The sequence below is a fragment of the Prevotella rectalis genome (assembly GCF_900607215.1).
Lineage (GTDB): Bacteria > Bacteroidota > Bacteroidia > Bacteroidales > Bacteroidaceae > Prevotella > Prevotella brunnea.
The window spans coordinates 638530-659928 of record NZ_LR027820.1 but is presented as its reverse complement, the minus strand read 5'-3'; the positions used below and the strand labels follow the sequence as shown (position 1 = coordinate 659928).

The 21399-nt window shown below is 39.6% G+C and carries 19 protein-coding genes and 3 pseudogenes; 2 read left to right on the top strand and 20 right to left on the bottom strand.

From position 1 onward, the window contains the following. Positions 1–18 precede the first annotated feature (18 nt). Complete coding sequence (locus E0E16_RS03680) at positions 19–924, top strand: IS982 family transposase (RefSeq protein ID WP_130828920.1); 906 nt, start codon at positions 19–21, stop codon at positions 922–924. On the opposite strand, the gene E0E16_RS03675 is transcribed toward E0E16_RS03680, so the two are convergent. From E0E16_RS03675 to E0E16_RS03625, 12 genes and pseudogenes are all read right to left on the bottom strand, one after another. Further along, entirely contained in the window at positions 896–1345 is a 450-nt protein-coding gene (locus tag E0E16_RS03675; RefSeq protein WP_130828918.1) for a PGN_0703 family putative restriction endonuclease, read from the bottom strand. The two genes, E0E16_RS03680 and E0E16_RS03675, sit on opposite strands and share 29 nt — an antisense overlap. A gap of 17 nt (positions 1346–1362) precedes the next feature. Further along, complete coding sequence (locus E0E16_RS03670; protein WP_130828916.1) at positions 1363–3096, bottom strand: DUF262 domain-containing protein; 1734 nt, start codon at positions 3094–3096, stop codon at positions 1363–1365. 5 nt (positions 3097–3101) lie between these two features. Further along, complete coding sequence (locus E0E16_RS03665; protein WP_130828913.1) at positions 3102–3620, bottom strand: 3'-5' exonuclease; 519 nt, start codon at positions 3618–3620, stop codon at positions 3102–3104. After that, entirely contained in the window at positions 3617–4591 is a 975-nt protein-coding gene (locus E0E16_RS03660; RefSeq protein ID WP_130828911.1) for a helix-turn-helix transcriptional regulator, read from the bottom strand. The genes E0E16_RS03665 and E0E16_RS03660 overlap by 4 nt, the downstream gene beginning before the upstream one ends. Positions 4592–4715: 124 nt before the next feature. Beyond that, a complete protein-coding gene (locus E0E16_RS03655; RefSeq protein WP_130828909.1) occupies positions 4716–5207 on the bottom strand; it encodes a phospholipase D-like domain-containing protein in 492 nt (163 codons plus the stop codon). A 1-nt stretch (position 5208) separates the two neighbouring features. Next, positions 5209–6270: a DUF932 domain-containing protein gene (locus E0E16_RS03650; protein WP_158635995.1), complete on the bottom strand. Its 1062-nt coding sequence runs from the start codon at positions 6268–6270 to the stop codon at positions 5209–5211. A gap of 1 nt (position 6271) precedes the next feature. Beyond that, the gene (locus E0E16_RS03645; protein ID WP_130828903.1) at positions 6272–7108 is read right to left on the bottom strand and encodes an RAD55 family ATPase; all 837 of its coding nucleotides are present in this window, start codon (positions 7106–7108) and stop codon (positions 6272–6274) included. Positions 7109–7113: 5 nt separating this feature from the next. Beyond that, the gene (locus E0E16_RS03640) at positions 7114–7554 is read right to left on the bottom strand and encodes a hypothetical protein (protein WP_130828901.1); all 441 of its coding nucleotides are present in this window, start codon (positions 7552–7554) and stop codon (positions 7114–7116) included. Position 7555: 1 nt separating this feature from the next. Beyond that, a complete protein-coding gene (locus tag E0E16_RS03635; RefSeq protein WP_130828899.1) occupies positions 7556–8068 on the bottom strand; it encodes a hypothetical protein in 513 nt (170 codons plus the stop codon). Between the two features lie 24 nt (positions 8069–8092). Continuing rightward, a complete protein-coding gene (locus E0E16_RS03630) occupies positions 8093–8332 on the bottom strand; it encodes a beta propeller repeat protein (RefSeq protein WP_130828897.1) in 240 nt (79 codons plus the stop codon). 28 nt (positions 8333–8360) lie between these two features. Further along, positions 8361–8594: pseudogene (locus tag E0E16_RS14210) on the bottom strand (hypothetical protein). A 12-nt stretch (positions 8595–8606) separates the two neighbouring features. Then, positions 8607–8801: pseudogene (locus E0E16_RS03625) on the bottom strand (IS1380 family transposase); the annotation flags it as partial. Between the two features lie 104 nt (positions 8802–8905). On the opposite strand from E0E16_RS03625, the pseudogene E0E16_RS03620 reads away from it, so the two are divergent. Continuing rightward, positions 8906–9811, top strand: a pseudogene (locus E0E16_RS03620) (IS982 family transposase). A gap of 462 nt (positions 9812–10273) precedes the next feature. Here E0E16_RS03620 and E0E16_RS03615 read toward each other — a convergent pair. The 8 genes from E0E16_RS03615 to E0E16_RS03580 all read right to left on the bottom strand — a co-directional run bounded on the left by E0E16_RS03615 (position 10274) and on the right by E0E16_RS03580 (position 20640). Then, positions 10274–12814: a DUF3943 domain-containing protein gene (locus E0E16_RS03615; RefSeq protein ID WP_130828894.1), complete on the bottom strand. Its 2541-nt coding sequence runs from the start codon at positions 12812–12814 to the stop codon at positions 10274–10276. Between the two features lie 45 nt (positions 12815–12859). Next, complete coding sequence (locus E0E16_RS03610) at positions 12860–13192, bottom strand: cupin domain-containing protein (protein WP_130828892.1); 333 nt, start codon at positions 13190–13192, stop codon at positions 12860–12862. 131 nt (positions 13193–13323) lie between these two features. Continuing rightward, positions 13324–16581 (bottom strand): TonB-dependent receptor, encoded by a 3258-nt coding sequence (locus E0E16_RS03605; RefSeq protein ID WP_130828890.1) that lies wholly within the window; start codon positions 16579–16581, stop codon positions 13324–13326. A gap of 165 nt (positions 16582–16746) precedes the next feature. After that, positions 16747–17463 carry a 16S rRNA (uracil(1498)-N(3))-methyltransferase gene (locus E0E16_RS03600; protein WP_130828887.1) on the bottom strand — a complete coding sequence of 239 codons (717 nt, stop codon included), beginning with the start codon at positions 17461–17463 and terminating at the stop codon, positions 16747–16749. A gap of 24 nt (positions 17464–17487) precedes the next feature. Then, on the bottom strand, positions 17488–17997 hold the full coding sequence (locus tag E0E16_RS03595) for a bifunctional nuclease domain-containing protein (protein WP_321166763.1): 510 nt from the start codon (positions 17995–17997) through the stop codon (positions 17488–17490). A gap of 34 nt (positions 17998–18031) precedes the next feature. Next, positions 18032–19303, bottom strand: coding sequence for a nucleoside permease (locus tag E0E16_RS03590; protein WP_130828883.1), 1272 nt, complete (start codon positions 19301–19303; stop codon positions 18032–18034). Between the two features lie 217 nt (positions 19304–19520). Next, positions 19521–20129: a DUF3256 family protein gene (locus E0E16_RS03585; protein WP_158635989.1), complete on the bottom strand. Its 609-nt coding sequence runs from the start codon at positions 20127–20129 to the stop codon at positions 19521–19523. Positions 20130–20187: 58 nt separating this feature from the next. Continuing rightward, positions 20188–20640, bottom strand: a complete 453-nt coding sequence (locus E0E16_RS03580; protein ID WP_130828878.1) for a hypothetical protein — start codon at positions 20638–20640, stop codon at positions 20188–20190. Between the last annotated feature and the right edge of the window lie 759 nt (positions 20641–21399).

The following is a 21399-nucleotide window of genomic DNA, read 5'->3' as shown; positions in this document are numbered from 1 at the left end:
TTACAAACAAAAATCGCTATGATCACCGAAGACAAAGTTACTGAAATATTTTGTATGGCAGATGATTTCTGCAAGTTTTTTGATCCAATGGTGGCAAAATATACGCTAAAGCCTACCGGAAAACGAAAGTATCATCGATATTCCACGATGTCAAAGGCAGAAGTCATGCTGATAATGATCCTTTTTCACGACTCTGGTTATCGCTGCTTTAAACATTTCTATCTTGAAAAAGTATGTAAGCATTTGCGTCATTTGTTTCCTAAAGTTGTCTCATACAACCGTATAGTAGAATTAGAAAGGGAGGTTCTCATTCCACTCGCTTTGTTTATCAAGAAAGTCTTGTTAGGAAAATGCACGGGCATAAGTTTTGTTTACAACACACCACTGCGTGTCTGCAAGAACCAAAGAATACATATTCATAAGGTTTTAAAAGGTATAGCCCAAAGAGGAAAATGCTCCATGGGTTGGTTCTTCGGTTTCAAATTGCATTTGATTTGTAATGAGAAAGGAGAACTTCTCAACTTTATGGTAACACCGGGAGATGTTGATGATCGTAAGCCATTGGAATACAAAGCGTTTGTAGATTTCATATATGGCAAGCTGGTCGGAGACAAGGGGTACATTGGTAAGAATCTCTTCCAAAGGCTGTTTGTGGATGGAATACAACTTATTACCAAGCTGAAAAGCAACATGAAAGGAGCTTTAATGAGCGTTTCTGACAGACTCTTACTCAGAAAAAGAGCCATTATAGAAACTGTGAATGATGAGCTTAAGAATATTGCACAGGTGGAGCACTCCAGACATAGATGCTTTGACAATTTTATCGTCAATTTATTAGGTGCTATTGCAGCCTATTGCCTGTTCCCAAAAAAGCCGTGTATCATTGTACAAAGGACTATTGACACACAGCTTGCTCTTTTCTGAATTCGTCGAACTCACGTTCATTTAGGTGGTCACTGCTGCTTACTACTTCAATGGATATATAGGCAGGGGGGGTGTCGCAACTAATAGGAAGGACTTCCGTAAACTCATTACGAATGCCATTGATTAAGGCAAGCACAGCCTGTGGGTCATCCATAATTGGTATAAGATGATTGAGACAAGCAATCTGCGAGGACAGAGTATGACCGGATGGTCCATTTCCTCGCCACCAATCAATATGGTTGTCGGTAAAATAGGCCTTAACCTTTTCGCGGATGGGAGCATAAAGGTTCGCTTCAGGTTCTTGCAGAACAAAGGGTCGTGGCTTACCCATAAATCTGCCACCACCAGCTACCAAGTTGAATACCTTCCCCTCTTCAATGAGCACTTCTTGGCGGGCGTATTGTTGATTCTTATAGTTCATAACAGATTCTTCTGAGATTAGCTTAACCAGTTTTCCTTGATGAATGCAATTATTTTATCTCTCCGTTCAATAATTTGGGCTTCACCCCATTGTCTGTCTTCCTTAAGAGTCTCGAAGATTTGCTTCTGAGAGTAGAAAATACTATTGTATATTTCCATAACTTCACCTTCAGCCGGATTATGATTTTTTTTGGATGAATTATTGCCCCATGTCAGGAGGGAAAGATTACCGATATTATTGAGATATTCGTTGCAGAAATCTTCTGTGTAGGTAGTAAAATCAGGGTTCTGAGGTGTGATATGATCTAATGTATTGGATACTGATACATCACGGAATACGTTGGTGCATTCGTCAGGAGATAAAAGTGGCTGACGGGCTTTTGCACGGAGATAATTCTCATATTTATATAGCACGTAGCGCAGTTCTCTACGATAATGATATTTATTGGCTGTGAAATAACGTAAGCAATCACCATCAAAATTCCAATATCCCTTGAAGCCATGTTGACTTTTGTAGTTTAAATCGGCTATGAGGCTACCATAATCGTCATGCTTATAGTTTTTGGCAATGGCAATCAAGTTATTGGTGCGATAACCCCCGAGTGTATAGGTCATTTTGAATAAAATCTTTTCAACCCATCTAAGGGCATCATCAATAGCCGGAATGTTTCTGACTTCCGTGCCCTTACTGTTATAATGACAGAGTTTGAGCACCAAAGGCATTGCATTAGCCTTGTCGAGGATGCAAACATCAGAGATGGGACTGTTGAAGAGATGCCAACTATTTTCAATTTCGCACATCAAGGAGAAGGTACGACACAGTTCACTGGAAAATTTGCTAATCCATCCAGCCTTGTCAACTACACGTTGCAGCCGCTCTTTGATGGCATCTAATGGGGCATCGTAACTGGAGAGAAAGGCCGAGCAATGATAACCTAATACTGTATCTTCTTTCGTTTCGAGCTTCTCAATATAGTTGTATATAGATGCAAACTTAGCTTCCAATGAATGTATGTTGCTTATCGCATTTCCCGCATTACATCGATAGATTTGATGCATCAAGAAGGCTTTTAGCTTTTCCAATGTAGTAAGTCCTAACCCTCGGTCATTTTGAAAGGCAAAAATCTGTGTGGCGGTTAGTTTGGCTGTTTCACCTTTAAGAAGGAAGGTTGTGATTACGGCATTATCAATCACCGAGAACCATCTATACAATACCTCAACCTCTGTTTGTGCCGACATCTTCTCGCTGAAGAACAAAACAGCTTCCCGTATGCGACGTTCTGACCGCCGTCCCGTTTCGATACTATCATCATTGGAGCATTCCACTACATAACGATTAAAGAAAGAAGCATCCTCTGATACAGTTTCAAATTTCTGACTACCATATCGTGGCTGAAGATAGCGTTCATATATCTGTTCGGTTGCATAGGTAGTATTGTTGAACTCAAAAGTAATAATTCCTCTTTTGCGCAACTCTTTCACTAAACAACTCATAAAAATGACAGTAGTGGTAAGCCGCTGTTGTCCGTCAATGAGCTCGTATCTGTTTCCTTGAGCTTTTTCAAATAAATAGTGTCCAAGAAAATAAGCAGACTCATCGGGTTGGTCGATAATATCATTCAGATACATATCGACTTGTCCTGCTCGTCCGTCTTTACCTACTCGCCAAGAATAGGCTCGTTGATAACTCGGTATAACGAAAGTTATCATATCTTCGCCAAATAGGCGACCAATTGTTGTTTGATTATCCATAATATTCACTGATTTATTAGTTCTAATTCTTTGAGATACAGCCGTGCGCACATCTCCGCATCATCGCCGGCACGGTGGTGGGTACCTTCAGGGATGCCGAGCTGCTCACACAGGTAGCCGAGGGTGTTGCAGCCGAAGTCGTACACCTGTCGGGCTGTCTTTAACGAGCACTGCCAGTTGATTTCGGGTAAATGCAGACGATAAAGTTTTGCAGAGTGTTCATGGCTGCTGCGGTCGAAGGGAGCGTTGTGCGCTACGAAGGTGTTAAACTCATCGAGGTATAGGTGCTCAATCTCTTCCCAAACTTCTGGGAAGGAAGGTGAGTTCTCTGTATCTTCAGGTCGAATGCCGTGGCATTGCATGTTCCAGTAGCTATATAGATTTTCTTCTGGCTGTACCAACCAAGAGCGAGTTTCTACCACTTCGCCACCCCGTACCACGCAGATGCCCACCTCGCAGATGGAGGCACGTTTAGGTGTAGCTGTTTCAAAGTCGATGGCGATAAAATTTAATCTGTCTTTCATTGCTCTTTTTCTTTATAGTACGACATCAGGTTCTTGGCAAAGTTGCGCATCTCATTACGCACCGATGCCGGCTCAAGTACTTCAATTTGATCGGCCTGAGCCAATAGGGCCTGATATAGGTCATAGTTTGGGCGTACGGTCAGTTCAAAATAGGAAGCTTCATCATCCTTCAGTTCTACAAGCTCACGTTGCGACTCGTGTATTGGCAGGGTACGAAGATAATCAGGACCACCATTGTAGGCCTTCAACATAACTCTTATGGGCTCTTCTTTAGAATGGATGATACCACAGCATCCACGGAAGTATTCATCGATGTCGAAGTCTTCCTTCATCTGGAAAGATGAGCCTGTAGGATGGCAGTCGAGAATGCGGTCGAGTGCATAGACCATATATACATCTTCTGGACGGTCGCCACCATCTTCTTTGTTCTTTTGGCGATTGCGATTGGAGTAATACGGACTTCGAGCCAATACATACCAACGGCGCTTCACTACTTTGAGGTAGTAAGGCTCGATGTCGAAATACCAAGGCTCAGGTTTTCCAAAACCTTGATGCGTGACATTGAGCACCTGATTATTGCGCATCGCATCGGTGATGACATTGAGCCATTTGTGACCAGAAGGAACATTCTCGAAGATGATACGTCCTTTCAGTTTTCGATCTGCCTGAATCTGATTCATAGCCGTATAGGAATCAATGAACCAAATGCGAAGATTATCTTTCTCCAAGTCTTCGGAATGGTCGATATAATACTTATAACCACCCTTGATGTCACAAGCGATTTCCACCTCAAAAATGTCGAAGATGGCTTTGCGATGGTTATGAAAAGTGCGGAGGGCGAGATCATCATCGTCCCCATAGCTCAACCCGCTTCTATGCCAGAGGTCATTTACCTCCTCATAGGTCAGTCGGCCATATCGTCTGAATTGTTCTATCAGCCATACGTAACGGCCAAAGATATTTGCTGCCATACGCTATTTGTTATTGTTTGCTTACAAAGGTATATAATATCCTATGAAATATTGTGGCATAGGATAAAAGTTTTGCTTTAGACGTTGATTTTTAACGTATTCGCTCTTTGCAAAACTGCTTCCGTCAACATTTTGCACAGTAATCTCCACGCCAAACTTCATCAAACTGTCCAATAGCAGCGTTTACCAAGGAAGGCTCGTTCGTGAGAATACCTGCTTCAAAGTTTCTTCTTTGAGTGCTTTTCATACCTATTCCAGCTCCTGTCAAGTTAGCTGAGCCGATGTAGGCTGTATCCATATCGAATATCATTAGTTTGAAATGAATACGTGGACATAGGGTCATTTCCAAGGCCGGCCACAATGCTGGGAATTTATCAAAGTCATCTCGAAAGGCAGTTCCAGGCTCTTTGGCATGGAGAATACGGATTGCAATCCTACGTTTAACCAATAAGTCAAGTACAGCAAGTAAAGGCATTGCTTTTGCACCAGCCTTTACATATACATCCTTGATGTCAGCTGTTCCTATCCATAATGTATGTTTGACCGACGCAACTCTTGCCAATACATCATCATAGTGTTGGGTACCAGTGATGTATTTGATAAAAGGCGTATCCATATCAGTAGATGTCGAGGTAGTTTACAATGTCAGGTTCTCGTTTCAGCAACCCTACAGCACCATTCATAATGGCTATACGCCGATGATCATTAGGTTTCCATATAGTGGTGTGACTGGCGAACTGGGTTAGTACATTGTACGTATCCCATATAGTACCTTCTCCTTTCATCAGATGTTCCTTTTTAGCATCGTAAAGACCAGCATTTTGATATGAGGAGCACACTTCTGCATACGGTATAAGATGTTCAGCTTTTTCAGCATTAACATTTTCGGCAATAAGGATTTTCTGTGCTCTTTTCATTTCTGCTAATGATATTCTGGAAGAGGAAGCTCTTTTCAGTAACTTTCCAAACTGCTCAACGCAGATGGCGAAAAATGACTTGTTTTTCACCCTCCCGATGATAGAATGTATTTCGTTGGCTGAAAGTTTATAGACAGTGTTATCCTTTCGCTCTTCCTTCACTGTTTGTCCATTTGAGCAGACTAACCTTTCGTAATAATGTCCCAGTTCCACATTGGATGGAGTCCATGTGAGATAGAATCCATCCATCATGAAGTCTTCTCCTGGTCCAAATCTATGTGTTCTTCCATTAGGATTGGTATAGACCACCGTAATACGTGGCTTTCCAGCATTGTTGAACCTTACGTCTGAAATTTGATAACCTGTTTCATCGGCCATCATTTCAGCAAAATCAAAGAAAACGGTAGGCGAAATATATTCATCAACAATGGGTACGATTTCGGCAAGTTGATGGTTCTCTGGCGAGGCTATAATTACCACCGATTTAGGTTTCTGCAGGTTGGAAGCTACATTGATATAGTTGCGATAATTCGTCAATCCAGTCTCGCCAGATGCTTCCTTCACCATGACACGTTGGCTGCTGTTTATCCCTAGTGTCTGGTCATACGAGGAAGTGAATTTATCGTCTGCGGGTAGTTCAATGCCATTGAGAGCAAATACATTTTCGCCCACATGCTGGAGTTCGCTGAGCTCAATGGTCTTCTGTGGCCATAGCCCATTCATAAAGCGTTGCTTTTCTTGTTGAATATTTGAGTTGTTCATATCATTCTGGAGTGAATAGTTTATCAAATTGGTCAGCGAAGTCACGAATTTGTCCGGCAACTTCGCTTTGCATGTGCTTAATACGTTGGTCCTGACGAAAGCGCTGCTCATCAAAAGAAACATCCCCCGTACTACTCAAGCTATAGAAGAGTTTTACGCCAACATCTCCTCTACGATGCTTGGAAAAGGTGATGTAGCGGTCGGAATAAATGTTCTTTGGATTCTCCAAACGCAGTTCCATCATGGCCGTTATAGAGTGTTTCAAACGATTGGAACCTACAAAATTGCCCGACTTGGTCACTTGCTGGATAGTGAGAAACGTACAATTAAGGTGACGGTCGTTTTGTGCCTTGTTCTGCTTCTTGATGAGTTGTAGAAGCCAACTCTCGGCATCTTTCATTCGGATGTTTTCTTCATCTTTGATTATGCCCTGTAGTTCGTAAAAAGAGTCGATGGCTACAATGTCCCAACCCTGTTCCACAACCTCTTTTACCACCTCCCAATTGTGAATCTCATTGTCGAAATCCGTTTCCACGAATAGAATAGGCAATGTTTGGAATTTAGGATAGCGCTCCACATAAACGGTGAGATCTATTTCATTCATCTCGGCACTAATAAAAAGTATACGTGCCTTGGGATAATGGTTTTGCATATTTGCCAACATATCCAGTATGATGGTAGTCTTACCCACACCGGGGTCGCCTATAATCATGTAGTTCACGCCACGAGGCAACCCACAATGAGAACTAAGCAACTCATCCAAGGCTGTTCCGCAGCTGAACGATTCGAAGAGTTTCGGGTCGAAACTCAAATCACACATTCTGACTACATGATCCATAAGGCTTATTTTATTGCTAAGTTTGTTGCCAAGATGCGCACTATAATAGTGTCACCTTTCACGTTCTCATTATCAATAGCCATGTCTGTAATAATGAGTACCTCCTTCTCAAACATGTCCACAAAAGTATTCACCTCCGCTAATTCCTCGACTAATAACGGTTTCTCGCTATTATATTCAATATGAAGCAGTAGTTTATCGGCAATGAATTGTGTATACGGCTTGGCCGTTCCACAGCAGCGAATTACAGCATCTTCTATGGCATTACCGGAACCATTGCCAATGCCTTCAACCAAAATGAAGTTGGCCGCACTACTCATCATGACTTTTACGTTATTTATATAACACGCCAACAAATGATGACCATTTCGGAAGAGACCAAGTTCATCTGCGACCTCCTTGATGTCCTCTTCTGTTGGCGCGTGGTGATAGAAATGATTCTTCATCTTACGCAATCACTTCTAACTTCAATTCTTTTTCTCTCTGTTCAACAAGGGCTGTCCAGAGGCGAGAGTCCTGTAACTTGCTTGACGGAATCTTATCTGCATAACGCTCCAAGAAGTCAATGTTGTAGAGATTATCCTCATGCCAACGGTTAATGAGTTCAGGCCAATCCCATTGGTCAATGAATCTATCAATCAACTGATAGTTCATTTCGAGGTCTGTATTTTCAGACAACTCTGACCAATCCCAGTAGTCTTTATACTGTTCAAGAGTATCTCCAGTGAGAATGGTTTCGCACCCTGTGCTTGAAAGCTCCTTCCAGTCAATGAGTTTTTTGAACTTTTCCAGCATGGCAGGTGTCCATACGATGTTACTGTTTTGGGAAATCAATTTCCAATCTACTTGGTTCTTGTGCTTGTCAAGCATCTGCTCGGTCCATTCAAAGCTTTCAGAGAGCTCTTTCCAAGCTGAATCATTGAGAATCTTCTCCATGAATTCATTCGATAACTTTTTCATACGCTTTTCTGTTTTAAGTTCATATTATCCACGTTTACGACAAATCCAAGTTCTACCATCATTGGTTGAATAGTACAACCCCTTGTCTGTAGTTCCAAGGATTTCCTTGCCGGCATCCATCAAGTCGCTGAAGGCGCCAGTGTTCGACGAACCGCTATAGCGAACTATCCAAGTGCGACCTTGATTGGTTGAATACTCGATTTTCTTACTGTCTTTGGGCGAGATACGTAGCATCTCTTTCCCACGATTGATCATAATTGGCATGATGTAGAGATTTAATTGTTGTTTGTCACTATTGACAGTGCAAAGGTATGAATGTGGGTATGCCATAACGAAGCAGAGGTTTTAAGAAAATACACTTTATTACCCTCAAATCCGCAACTAAGCCCTTGAACGTCCTTATTGCGTTTACACGACCTCTCATTACTGAATTTGCAGATAATTTGAACTTGAAGCACCCACTTCTGCCTACAATATCCCCTTACCCCACAATGAGACTTGAGGCAATACACAATATCATTCCCATAAGTTGTAGGCATTATCCAAAATCAGTCTGGAAAACATCTGCGTAAGCATTATTACAGGTATAGATATTCAGCACATACCGCCTTGATGTCCTGATCCACTTGGCTGGTACAGAGATAAACCTGAAGACAAACGCTTTTATGCGACCTGTTGCATTGAGTCCGAACTTCTTTACGTCAAGTCTTTGAATAATGGCCTTGTAAAAGTTAACGTGAGTTCGACGAATTATAAGTGTCTGTAAATTTGGTGATTAGCGAAAATTGTTGTAACTTTAAGGAGTTAATATACAAACAGTTACAAACAAAAGTCGCTATGATCACCGAAGACAAAGTTACTGAAATATTTTGTATGGCAGATGATTTCTGCAAATTTTTTGATGCAATGACAGCAAAATATACGCTAAAACCTACTGGAAAAAGAAAGTATCATCGAGATTCCACAATGTCAAAGGCAGAAGTCATGCTAATAATGATTCTTTTTCACGGCTCTGGTTATCGCTGCTTTAAACATTTCTATCTTGAAAAAGTATGTAAGCATCTGCGTCATTTGTTTCCTAAAGTTGTCTCATACAACCGTATGAGTAGAATTGGAAAGGGAAGTTGTCATACCACTCGCTTTGTTTATCAAGAAAGTCTTGTTAGGAAAATGCACGGGCATAAGTTTTGTTGAAAGCACACCACTGCGTGTCTGCAAGAGCCAAAGAATACATATTCATAAGGTATTCAAAGGTATAGCCCAAGAGGAAAATGCTCCATGGGTTGGTTCTTCGGTTTCAAATTACATTTGATTTGCAATGAGAAAGGAGAACTTCTCAATTTTATGATAACACCGGGAGATGTTGATGATCGTAAGCCATTGGAATACATATCTTTTGTAGATTTCATATATGACAAGCTGGTCGGCGACAAGGGGTACATCGGCAAGAATCTCTTCCAAAGGCTGTTCGTGGATGGAATACAACTTATTACCAAGCTGAAAAGCAACATGAAAGGAGCTTTGATGAGCGTTTCTGACAGACTCTTACTCAGAAAAAGAGCCTTTATAGAAACTGTGAATGATGAGCTTAAGAATATTGCACAGGTGGAGCACTCTAGACATAGATGCTTTGACAATTTCATCGTCAACTTATTAGGTGCTATTGCTGCCTATTGTTTATTTCCCAAGAAGCCGTGCATCAATGTACAAAGAACCATTGATACACAGCTTGCATTGTTTTGAATTCATCGAACTCACGTTATTTACGGAATATCCTATTTTGCCGAGGCATTGAAAACGCGAAAATTTTTCCCGGAGATGATGTGGGGAGAATTCAATAGTGTCCTAAATTTTCTTCATTCATCTATCCAAAGCTTAGCTTTTGCTTTTCAAAAGGTAAGCTTTTGCACTGCAAAAGGTCATGAATTGGAGTGTAAAAGCTAAGCTTTTAAATCGCAATTAATATCGTATTGATTATCAACAGATTACGAATCGTACCTCTGACGAAGTTTTTGTAATATAATTTCGTGGTGATGATCGGGTTGAATGTTGCTATCAAGCGTCTGTTTACCATCACCTGAAGCATGAATTGATGCAACCTTGCTTGCGTGAGGGGGGTACAAAACTATTTAGGTACCAATGAAAAAAGATAAAAGATTTCTCACTCCCTAATGACCAATTTTGAGTTAATGACCCCAGTGTGAATTAAAATCTATAAATTAATCCTCCATTCAATTCAAAAGTTCGTGTATGCACATTATCGTAAAATTTATATTGTGTATCTCTCACAAAATAGGAACCGGAAAGTTCAATACCAAGATTTCCACGCAAGCGAAATATCATTCGGGGATTGATAACAAGTAGCTGAGCATTCCCTCGATCCCCCTGTGCATTTACGAAAAGAGGATCAATCTTTTCCAAATCTTTATTTTCATACCCCTTCCATGTGAAAATTCGATAATAATCAAGGTTTAGCAGGAATTTCCCCAATCTGGCAAACTCCATAATTGTATTGCTTTTAAAACTATACCCTGATCCCATGTTATAGTCGCGATCTATTACATTGTAGTAATCGCTTTTGGTTCCTCCGAGAAGGATAGCATCCATGAACAAACGTTGCTCCAAATGCTTCAGATTGCCAACATTCTGAAAACGATAGATTAATCCCGGACCAAATGCTGCTGCTTCTGAGATTCGATATGGCGTGAGCGATGTTCCATCCTTAACCGGTTTTGAGTCGTAATAGTTGAAGTGATGAAAGATACCAAATTCGGTATCAAAATGTTTTCCCGCATATACCGGTACGCTCCAAAGCTTGCCTAAAAGGTGCATGCCATTTATGATGGGTTGATTGGCAGATAACCCTATTGTGATGTTTGCGGAGAAGTAGTCGTATGGCTTATTTTCATCTTCGTTAAACGGGTCACCATAGTTCAAAAACATATTGATATAAGGGTTATGTTCACCTCTAAACAGCCCTCCATCATCTGCGAGATAACGCGAACCTATGGTGATATTGAACTCTACGGGAAAACGCGCATAATCATGATAAAGATAATAGTCGCTATGAATGCGAGTAGCTTCACCTGAAACAAGTCGGTTAAAACCGTGCATCGGATTAATAATCGTAGCAGCAAACTCTCGCAGAAATCTGCGAAAACCACGTGTACGGTCGTTAAGGATTAGAGCAGAAATGCGGTGGGTTATTTCTCCAATGCAAACTCCACCGAATGAAGTGGCAATCAGATCGTTGATGGCAGGTGGCTCTACTTCTCCTATAAGTTCCCACATTAAGCTTCCACCAAAAGTATAAGGGACAGATTCCCAAAAATTAAGTCCGTTGCTTCGTGCCGCATTAAAGTATAGATTTCCATGGTACGGATGGGCAAAAAGATTAGTAGAAAACTGGTCGTTGTCCCATACAAAAGCGTTTTTGAAGTTTGCACCAATTGTTTTGAAATTGACTTTTGCAAAATCTTCGTTCAATATGAACCTATCAAAGCTGTGCACAAGAACATTGATTCCGGCAGCCTCAGCTATTCCAAGCCAATATTTTTTCTTTTCTTGCCACCATGGTGCATCATAAGCAAAGGCTTTGAGACTATCAACAGGAGTTCTTCGTCGCAAAGCTTTTTCAATCAATGGTTGTTTATTCGACTTCCAATCGTATTTGAAAGTAAAACCAATAGAACCGAGAAATCCTTGTTTATATTTATTGTTGCTACCATAATATCGCGTCTTTCCATAGCCCACTGACACGAAAGCTCCCACCATAGGCGATAATTGATAGTCAGCATTGGCATGGGCTTGCAGGGAATACAAACGTTGGGGCTTGTCGCGTGTATTTTTTTCAAAATTTTCTATATGCCAAAATCCTAAGTCCCCACTTAACGTCCACCGTTTGCTTATAGGGAAATACTGTCCCAAGCGATAGAAAACGGTACCTGAAAAAGCATCGTCAAATCCCACATAGTGCAGTCCAAACCCAACCATACTATATGTGCTTCTATTGCGAAACCGCAAGGTGGTATTCAATCTTGAAGCACTACCATACGAAAGCAACAAGTCGATACGGGTGCGTGGATTGATATTCACAAGACCAATTTTGTTGGCTATTGTATCACGTGTATAATTAAAAATACCCACCTGAACACCTCGTGGATGTGTGAGTGCCACATTGATGAGTCCGATCTGTGAACCGTTTAATGTATCTGCATAATTGTAGCTTCCTATTTGTGCTCCTCTAACCACTCCTGAGGAAACGTTAACCAATGCTGACAACTGAATTCCTTTTTCTACTCCCACCGCGACATTACTCACTCCGCTAATTTGTAATCCTCGAAAACGAGTGGCAGAAGTATTGCCCAATGCCGCAAGCTGTATGCCATTTGTCGATGCCGCAAGGTTAGCCACTGTAGCTATTTGCACGCCAGACATCTTCTCTCCCACTCCGTTAATAAGACCACCTAATTGCAGTCCGTGTACATTGCTACGTCCGGAGCACCACAAGCCTCCGATGTTCACACCTCTCATATCTTTCCTTGTGGTAGATTCCACCAATCCCAATTGAAAACCACGCAATGAATCTACGTTGCTTAGGAGTCCAATACTCAAACAGCTGATTTTTGACGAGTCATCGGTAACCTTGTACTGTTGATAAGCAATATTGGGAGAAAGGTTTATCTGAGCTGTTGTCGCCTCCGGATAAAGAATTATTAATAATAAGAAACGTGCGAATTTAAGCATATAGAATCATTCTGTTTTGGAAACAGAAGGGGCGGTATGGGTTGTTTATTGCAAGGAAGGAACTATTGCGAGATAAATTACATCATGATCAGTTTTGTTTTCAAACCAATGAGAATGTTCTTTCGGACAATAATGTACTTGTCCCACTTGAATAGTTTCCTCTACCTCATCATAGTGAACAGTTAATTCTCCACTAATGACATACATTACCTCAAAAGAATCAATGTGTTTATGTTTGCCACTACTTGCGCCAGGACGCAAAGTTGAATACATTATGCGTGCATTCTCATCCACATAACTTCTTGTATCCAATTTTCCTTCACCACCCTTAAATCCTACGATATGTTCTTCGGGTATTTTTTCAAAGTCGATCTTCATAATATATATAGTTGTACCAAAATAAAAAAAATCATAATTTGCATGACGAAGATGATATCCGATACAAAGATAATAATAAAAAATGGATACCCATGAAGAGTATCCATTTTTTATTATTGATGTTTTCGAGATTAGAAAGTGTATCTCAATCCTATTTGTCCTCTCCAACGACTGTAATATGAATTGTAGTTGCGGGCAATATGCGTTCCGTCAAATTTGAAAACGCCACCACCTTCGTAATTGAAAGGACTAAAGTAAGCTCCGAATCTATCGCCATAAGTATGTCCCCAATCTTTGTTGAGCAAGTTTCCAAGGTTGATAATATCGAAACTAAGTTCTATTGAATTGATTTGTCCTGCAACTTTAAAACTATATTTCTGTGCGAGGTGTACATCAAAATGATGTTCGAAAGCAAGGTTGTCTGCATAGCGTTTAAAATACTCACCGCGATGTTTGCTCATATAAGAATCATCAGCTATCCATTGCTTCAAGAGAGCACGCTGCTGTTCTTCTGACAAATCTCCCTGATAACCCGAACCCAGAACTTTCGTTAACAATGGATATGTATTGTGGGCATTGTTTACAGTGGTTGGAGCAAATTTCATTTGGTCAATCTGTTCATCTGTTGGTATCCACATTAAATCGTTTCCACGAGCACCATCGCCATTCATATCTCCGAACATTTCTATCACATAAGGAGAGCCACTCTTAGCCTGATAAATCAATCCTATGGTAGTCTTCCATTCTTTCTTTGAACCATAATTCACATGATAGTAGGCACTTGCTTGTACACGATGAGGAACGTTGTAAGCACTTAGAGATAGTTCCGGGTCGTTGGGATTTCTGTATGTTGCGTTATACATCCAGTTACTGCTCGCTACGGAGGACGTACCGCTATTCACGCTCATCGAACGAGTCCAAGTGTAACTTGCCATTAAGTCTAATCCGAAGTTAAAATGCTTTTCTGCTTTCAAGGATAAATTTACTGTATATCCTTTGCTTGTATTATAAAGACCATATACATAAGTGTATGGTGTGCCATTGGTAATTCTCGTATACATAGGTCTGTTATCCCATGTGTAACCTGTTTCTTGACCGAAAGTCGTTCCGGTTTCTTCAACAGCGAGATTTTTGTAATAGATATCGTTCAGTGTCTTAGAATAAATGGCTTCAGCAGTCCAGTCTATTCCCAGCACCTTGAAATCTAATCCGAGATTTGCTTTAAAGGTTTGTGCAAACTTAAAGTTCTTGTCGAATACATTAACTTCCTGATTTCCGGTAGCATTTAATTTTTGTGCGTTGGGTAGCTGTTTGTCAGGATCAAGTATCATTTCCAATCCTTTTGGATTAAACACAGAATATTTTGACATTTGGATGCCGGTATTCGCGAAGTTGTTACTAATCCATACGTATGGAATGCGACCGGTAAACACTCCTACTCCACCTCGAAGAATAACATTGCGATTATTGCTAATATCCCAACGGAATCCTACACGAGGACTCCACAGTGGGTTACTGGAGAGTTTGTGGTCGGTTCTTACATCCCATCCTTTGTCAGCCGCATACTCATTGAAACCGATATTGGCAGTTGGCTTATCGAAAAAGAGTGGAATTTCCATCCTCAAGCCATATGTGAATTGGAATGATGGAGTAACATCCCATTTATCTTGCACATAGAAGCCCAACTGACCAGCAGAGAAAGGTGTCTTCCAACGAGGGTCTCCCGTTACGTCAGTGTTTGCCATGCCAAAACGATATTGCTGGAAATAAGCAAAGTTTGGATCAAGGCTGTTACTCATGTAGTCGTTGTAGTACTTGTTGAAAGCATCTAAGTTCGCAAAGTTATAAGAACCATTTGCGTCTTGAATGAAAAGATTAGCAAACTTATAAAACTCATTGTGGGTTCCAAACGTATAAGTATGATTACCTTTATACCATGTTAAATTGTCTTCAAAAGTATAAATATCTTGATCAAGTTGATTTGCCATAGAGGAACGCTCATTACCGATGTTGAGTGAACCACCTGTAACCTGCAATGAAATCATAGGAAAAGCGGAAGAAACAGCACGCTTATCCCTTACACGTACATAACTTGCACGAGCTTCATTACTGATCACCGGGGATATTCGGCTTTGCAATTCAGCTGTAAACGAATGTGTCTTGCTCTCAAACGGATAATAATAATGATCATCGTTTAGGGAAGAAGCAGTCGTAATACTGTTGAGTTGTTTCGCATCTACAAGACTCCAGCGGAAAGAAAACTTGTTAAAGTCGTTGATATTCCAATCTATCTTTGCACCGTATTTTTTGCTTTTGGTATAAATATCAGGATTGCCGAAAGTGCCATTATAATCTATACCCTGTTTCGCTGCCATTTCTTTAATTTTCGCGAGAATATCATCAGCTTCATCGGCTATCACGCGTGAACCTTCTTGGCGATATCCGTTAATATTTGGATATTGTTTGTTCGCGTCTTCAAAATTGAGGAAGAAGAATAATTTATCTTTAATGATTGGACCTCCTAAAGTTACGCCCCACTGATATTCTTTTTGATCTTGAAACTTTGGAGCGTAGCCGGTACCATCTGAATAAGGATAGTGATTGCCTATCAAACTCTTATTATTTCCAAAACCGTACAGACTACCGTGAAATTTGTTCGTACCAGATTTGGTTATCGCGTTGATGGCACCACCGGTAAATCCACTTTGCCGAACATCAAACGGAGCGACATTGATATGGATTTGCTCTATTGTTTCCATAGATACGGGTTGTGTACCGGCTTGACCACCATTAGAACCATCAGCTGTCAGACCAAAGACATCATTGTTCATTGCGCCATCGATCATAAATGAGTTATAACGATTGCTCGTACCAGCGAAAGACATTGCGCCTGAATTTGTTGTAGTCAGTTGCGGATTCAGTCGCGCCACATCTGCAATTCCGTGAGTAATACTTGGCATGTCGGCTATCTGCTTTGCAGTCAAGCTCTGAGCAGCCCCGGTTTTAGTAGCATTAATCCCTGCGCTTCCGGTTACGACAACTTCTTGAAGTTCTTTTGAATCTTGTTTCAATGTGCAAGATATGTTTTCAACTTCTCCCAAACGAAGGTTGATGCCCTCAAACACTTTTGTTTGTTGCCCAATATAGGACACTTCGACTTTGTACGGACCTCCAACACGCATACCTTGTATGGTAAATCTTCCATCTGTGTTTGTTACTGCGCGATATACCGTCCCGGATGGTTGATGCGTTGCCGTAATTGTAGCCCCTATTACGTCCTCTCCCATGGAAGTAACTTTACCGCTTATTCCTGATGTCGTAACTTGAGCCATGACAGAAGCTGCCATTGTAATAAAAACAACAACCAGAAATAGAATTTTTTTCTGCATAATCGTTAAAATTTAATAGAAACTGAATATTTTATTTTCTTTGCTGCAAATATAGCTAAAATTAATCAAAAAATAGATTGCAGTTGTGTGAAAAGTTTAATACATCATCAAGAAATGTAAACAATAGCAATTAAAACACAAAATAAGATGTTTAGCTGCAGATGGTTATTTTCTTAATTTCAGATTAGCTTGCATAATCGCACTAATACCAGCTGTCTCCGTTCGTAACCTGCTGTTCCCCAAAGAAGCGCTATTAAATCCCATAGCCATTGCAGCTTCCACTTCAGCAACAGAAAAGTCGCCTTCCGGTCCGATCATGACAAGAACATCATCCGTTAATGGCGATAACTGCTCAAACAGATCTCGGCGTTTTATTTCAGGGTAGCAATGACAAATAAATTTATTTCTCGAAGTGTTGGTCTTTATGAAGTCGGTAAGGTTTATCATGCTATTGATTTTCGGTTTCCATGCCTTTCTGCTTTGTTTCATGGCAGAAATTACTATTCGTTCAACTCTCTCTGTCTTTAAAATGTGACGTTCTGAAAATTGACAATTCAAGAATGAAATTTCATCAAAACCAATCTCGGTTGCTTTTTCAACTAACCATTCCATCCGTCCCATATCTTTCGTAGGTGCAATTGCAAGATGTATATGTCCTTTCCATGTTGGTTGTTGTGGTAGAATTTCTTTTATCTCGTACAAACAATGTTTGGCAGTTGCTAAATTCATTTGCGCATGGTAAAAGTTACCTACCCCATCCATCAGGTAGATGTCATCTCCCGGTTTTAATCGCAAGACCTTAGCTGCATGAATTGCTTCTTCACGAGGCAACTCGTCAGTCTCGGTTGTTTTGGGAACGTAAAAGAAATGCGTTTCTTTCATAAATTCAATGTTAAGCTAAAGGAGTTATTTTTCCGCGTCCTGTCGCTTTTGAAGTTCATCTCTTAGACTTGATGCTAGTTCATAGTCTTCATTTGCGATTGCCTTTTCCAATGCTTGTTCCAACATCTGTTTGCTTAAAGCGTTTATCGGCAATGCCATTTTGCTTTGTCCTTTTTCAAGTGGCACACTCTGCTTCAGGAAGAGTCGTTCTTCCATATATATGTCTAAATGTGCGATATGAGACAATAATACTCCGTCAGATGCTCGTACTTTAGTCATTTCCAGTGTTTCTTTGTTGAGAAGTACGGATTGATATTCTCCCTCCACGATGGATAAGAAGATTACTTCATAGTGCTCGCCATTCATCTCTGGATTTAATCTGCATAAGATTTCAGGAAGCATTTTACTGCATATGGCTGTGTTTCCCATTCTCATGCTAAATGCATGTTCCATGCTTTTGTCGCAAATAATGGCTATTTGGCGTTTGTTACTTTGATCCGCCAAAATTAATAAGCCCATCTCTGTGGTTCCCACAATTTCGGATATGCCACGAAAAAGCAGACGTGTCTTATTCATTTAAATGTTTTTTGGGGCGAAAGACAATAGAAAAACTAATGCCAACTACTAAAGCGTATGCAGCAAATATAAACCAACACGACTGCCAATCTCCCACAGTGAGTATATCCTCACCAATCAATTTTGGATATGTAAAATGATTGATAACTTCTTGAGCAGCCAAGGTTCCTATGGTTGCCCCCACTCCATTTGTCATTAACATAAACAGACCTTGCGCTGATGAACGAATTGTCATGTCAGTGTTTTTATCAACGAACAACGAGCCGGAAATATTGAAAAAGTCGAAAGCGACACCATATACAATCATGGAGAGAATGAAGAGTATTACCCCGGGGAATCCCGGATTACCCAAACCGAAAAATCCGAAGCGTAAAACCCAAGCAAACATCGCAATCAACATCACGTTCTTAATTCCATAACGTCGCATAAAAAATGGAATAAGCAAAATACAACAGGTTTCGCTGATTTGTGAGAGGCTTATCAATATGTTAGCGTGTTGTACGCCGAATGCTTGAGCAAACTCCTGCTGAGCTTTGAAACTGTATAAAAAGGGGTTGGCAAAACTATTGGTGATTTGAAGACTTACGCCTAAAAGCATTGAAAAGATAAAGAAGATTGCCATTTTCTTCTGTTTGAAAAGTGTGAAAGCTTTCAAGCCAAACGCTTCAACAAGACTTTTTTTCTCAGTGCTGTTAGATACGGGGCAATGTGGCAGCGAAAAGGTGTAAAAAAACAAAATTATACTCACCACTCCTGACGTAATAAATTGATTATGGTTGCTTTGAAAACCTAAAATATCGACCAGCCACATCGTCAAAATAAATCCGATGGTTCCAAAGACACGGATGGGAGGAAAGTCTTTTACAGTATCCAAACCTGCCTGTGTTAATGAAAAGTAAGCGACAGAGTTCGTCAGTGCCAAGGTTGGCATATAGAAGGCTACAGAAAAAGAATAAAGGGCAAAGATGATTGGAAACTGAACGGAGGCTCCGGCTGTCAAGCCATACCATGCTGTTGAGAACATAAAAAGACCGGCTAACAGATGGCACATACCTAACAATCGTTGCGCAGGTATCCATCTGTCGGCAACAATTCCCATTAATGCCGGCATAAATATAGACACAATGCCCTGCATAGAGTAAAACAAACCGATGTTCTGACCGATTCCAATATTTCCAAGGTATCTGCCCATCGATGTAAGATATGCACCCCAAACCGCAAACTCAAGAAAGTTCATGAGTGCCAGACGTACTTTCAAATTCATGTTATCGTTTTTTATTTTTGGCAAAAGTAATGATTTTCTTATATATCACCAAATGCGTTGAAAATAAATCTGTATGTAGCTAAAGAAAACATAAAAAAATTGATTGTCTCACGACAATCAATCTTTATTAACCTTAATAATCTAATACCATGAAAAACACGTTGCAAATGTATGAAAAATATTCGTAATTGCAAAGTTTACAAACGCGTTTTCGGCATTATTTAACCTTCTTTAGCTCACTTCCGTCCCATTTATATTTTGTTTGCGTTAAAATGCTGTTCGCTTTCTCTTTATTATCACCAGATAATAGGGGGAAAGAATATTTTGGAAGAAAAACATTTTCATCCGGTAAGTATGCTATTTGTCTGAGCGATGGGCACATCAGTTTTACACATTCATCATATTCTTCATCAGACATTGGGCTTGGTTTTATAGCAGTGACAGATAACTTGACTTTGTTTTTTATCAGTGTCCAATCTTTACTATAAAGAGATAAATTGCTATCTTTCAAAGGGCCATGAAAAGTCATAAGAAGGGCAATCGTGTTTTTATCCAACTCAATAAGTTCTAACGTGCTACGTTTACTCAAAACCACTTTCATGTACTTATCAGAAGCCGTATCAACTTTTGTAGTGTCGCCGAGTAAGTTTATCACTTGGGCTTTTATGCTCAATTTTGCATTATTCACTAATTCTTTTTTCAAATCAATTGTTAAATATGGAACAATGGAGTCCGGCATGGAAATCCATATATCCTTAATGGATTGTGCAGACAACTGACAGCTTATTGTAATTAAAATGCAGAGTATAGGTATAACCTTTTTCATAGAAGTCATGGACATTAATTATTCCTTAAAATGAAATTATGATGTGGAGATTAGAGATTTAGAAAGGCCCGAAGGTTAAATCACAAGTATTCCTGAATGTGGAAATTGTGAAAAGCCTTCCACCATTTATATCATAACCAACAACAAATTTCCCATCATCCGGATTTTCTGACTCGGTGATTTTATAAATGCAACTATATTTGTTTCCAAGTTTAGACATCCGGTCTTCTGCTTTCGCATGATTGACGTAATCTGACTTTAACCTTACTTGATACATCCGTCCTTTATTATCGAAGAAAAAAATGGCTTCATTAAATTGTTCACCATCAAAAGCAATGTTCCTAAATATAATCCTATCCGACATAATTGACTGAGGATCTCCAAATTTTTCCTTCAAAACAGAAATAGCAGCATCTTTATCAATTAAGAACTCAACCCCATCAATTTTTTTCTGTGCCGATAAATTCAATGCAAAGCAAAGAATAAAAAGTAAACTTACGATTTTTTTCATTATTATGATATATTTGATGTTGCAAATTTACAAAAAAAATAGAACTCAGAGCCATTCTTAACAGAAATAAAAAAACTTAGGTCCGTCCTCATATCATTTATCGGTGAAAATAAACTTATACACATAAACATTTGGTTTCTATTGAATAGAATATTTATGAGTATAATCTACAAAAATTTTTCCTTTCGATCGCTTCATACATTTGAGTCAAAGATAAATACCAAACAGCCTCTTAAATTTGCATTATTCTTTACATTTAGATATCATGAAATAGAAGAATAAAAGGTGAAAATACTCCTTCTGAAAAGCAGTTTTTAATGTTCTTTAACCAAAATGGTGCTGAGAAATGGTTAAAAACATAGACTTATGTCCGCAAAAAGAAAAATATCAACTCGCATTTGCTAAGGTTTTGGAAGGTGAAAGGTAAGCTATTACACTCCAAAAGCTTAGCTTTTAAAATACTGTTTAGTATGTTTTTTGTTAATATTCTGATTCTTAGAAACTTATCACAAATATGTGTGAACTTAATATTTACGATACAGAAATATATAATTCTTAAAAATGAAAACGATAAGAGCATAAAACATGAAAAAGTTTTACATCCCCCCTCTCCTTAATACACCTTTGCTTGTAACCCATCAGAAAGGATATCTTTACGAGTTGGCATTAATTGAAACCAAAATGTAACAATATAATTGCTTTTTGTTATTATCCTGTAAACTCATTTGAAATAAATGGATACTAATTTTGCAACAAATA

Excerpts from the sequence above, each read along its gene's own strand:
- E0E16_RS03680 (WP_130828920.1), top strand. The coding sequence starts at position 19 with ATGATCACCGAAGACAAAGTTACTGAAATATTTTGTATGGCAGATGAT.
- E0E16_RS03675 (WP_130828918.1), bottom strand. The coding sequence starts at position 1,345 with ATGAACTATAAGAATCAACAATACGCCCGCCAAGAAGTGCTCATTGAA.
- E0E16_RS03670 (WP_130828916.1), bottom strand. The coding sequence starts at position 3,096 with ATGGATAATCAAACAACAATTGGTCGCCTATTTGGCGAAGATATGATA.
- E0E16_RS03665 (WP_130828913.1), bottom strand. The coding sequence starts at position 3,620 with ATGAAAGACAGATTAAATTTTATCGCCATCGACTTTGAAACAGCTACA.
- E0E16_RS03660 (WP_130828911.1), bottom strand. The coding sequence starts at position 4,591 with ATGGCAGCAAATATCTTTGGCCGTTACGTATGGCTGATAGAACAATTC.
- E0E16_RS03655 (WP_130828909.1), bottom strand. The coding sequence starts at position 5,207 with ATGGATACGCCTTTTATCAAATACATCACTGGTACCCAACACTATGAT.
- E0E16_RS03650 (WP_158635995.1), bottom strand. The coding sequence starts at position 6,270 with ATGAACAACTCAAATATTCAACAAGAAAAGCAACGCTTTATGAATGGG.
- E0E16_RS03645 (WP_130828903.1), bottom strand. The coding sequence starts at position 7,108 with ATGGATCATGTAGTCAGAATGTGTGATTTGAGTTTCGACCCGAAACTC.
- E0E16_RS03640 (WP_130828901.1), bottom strand. The coding sequence starts at position 7,554 with ATGAAGAATCATTTCTATCACCACGCGCCAACAGAAGAGGACATCAAG.
- E0E16_RS03635 (WP_130828899.1), bottom strand. The coding sequence starts at position 8,068 with ATGAAAAAGTTATCGAATGAATTCATGGAGAAGATTCTCAATGATTCA.
- E0E16_RS03630 (WP_130828897.1), bottom strand. The coding sequence starts at position 8,332 with ATGCCAATTATGATCAATCGTGGGAAAGAGATGCTACGTATCTCGCCC.
- E0E16_RS03615 (WP_130828894.1), bottom strand. The coding sequence starts at position 12,814 with ATGCTTAAATTCGCACGTTTCTTATTATTAATAATTCTTTATCCGGAG.
- E0E16_RS03610 (WP_130828892.1), bottom strand. The coding sequence starts at position 13,192 with ATGAAGATCGACTTTGAAAAAATACCCGAAGAACATATCGTAGGATTT.
- E0E16_RS03605 (WP_130828890.1), bottom strand. The coding sequence starts at position 16,581 with ATGCAGAAAAAAATTCTATTTCTGGTTGTTGTTTTTATTACAATGGCA.
- E0E16_RS03600 (WP_130828887.1), bottom strand. The coding sequence starts at position 17,463 with ATGAAAGAAACGCATTTCTTTTACGTTCCCAAAACAACCGAGACTGAC.
- E0E16_RS03590 (WP_130828883.1), bottom strand. The coding sequence starts at position 19,303 with ATGAATTTGAAAGTACGTCTGGCACTCATGAACTTTCTTGAGTTTGCG.
- E0E16_RS03585 (WP_158635989.1), bottom strand. The coding sequence starts at position 20,129 with ATGAAAAAGGTTATACCTATACTCTGCATTTTAATTACAATAAGCTGT.
- E0E16_RS03580 (WP_130828878.1), bottom strand. The coding sequence starts at position 20,640 with ATGAAAAAAATCGTAAGTTTACTTTTTATTCTTTGCTTTGCATTGAAT.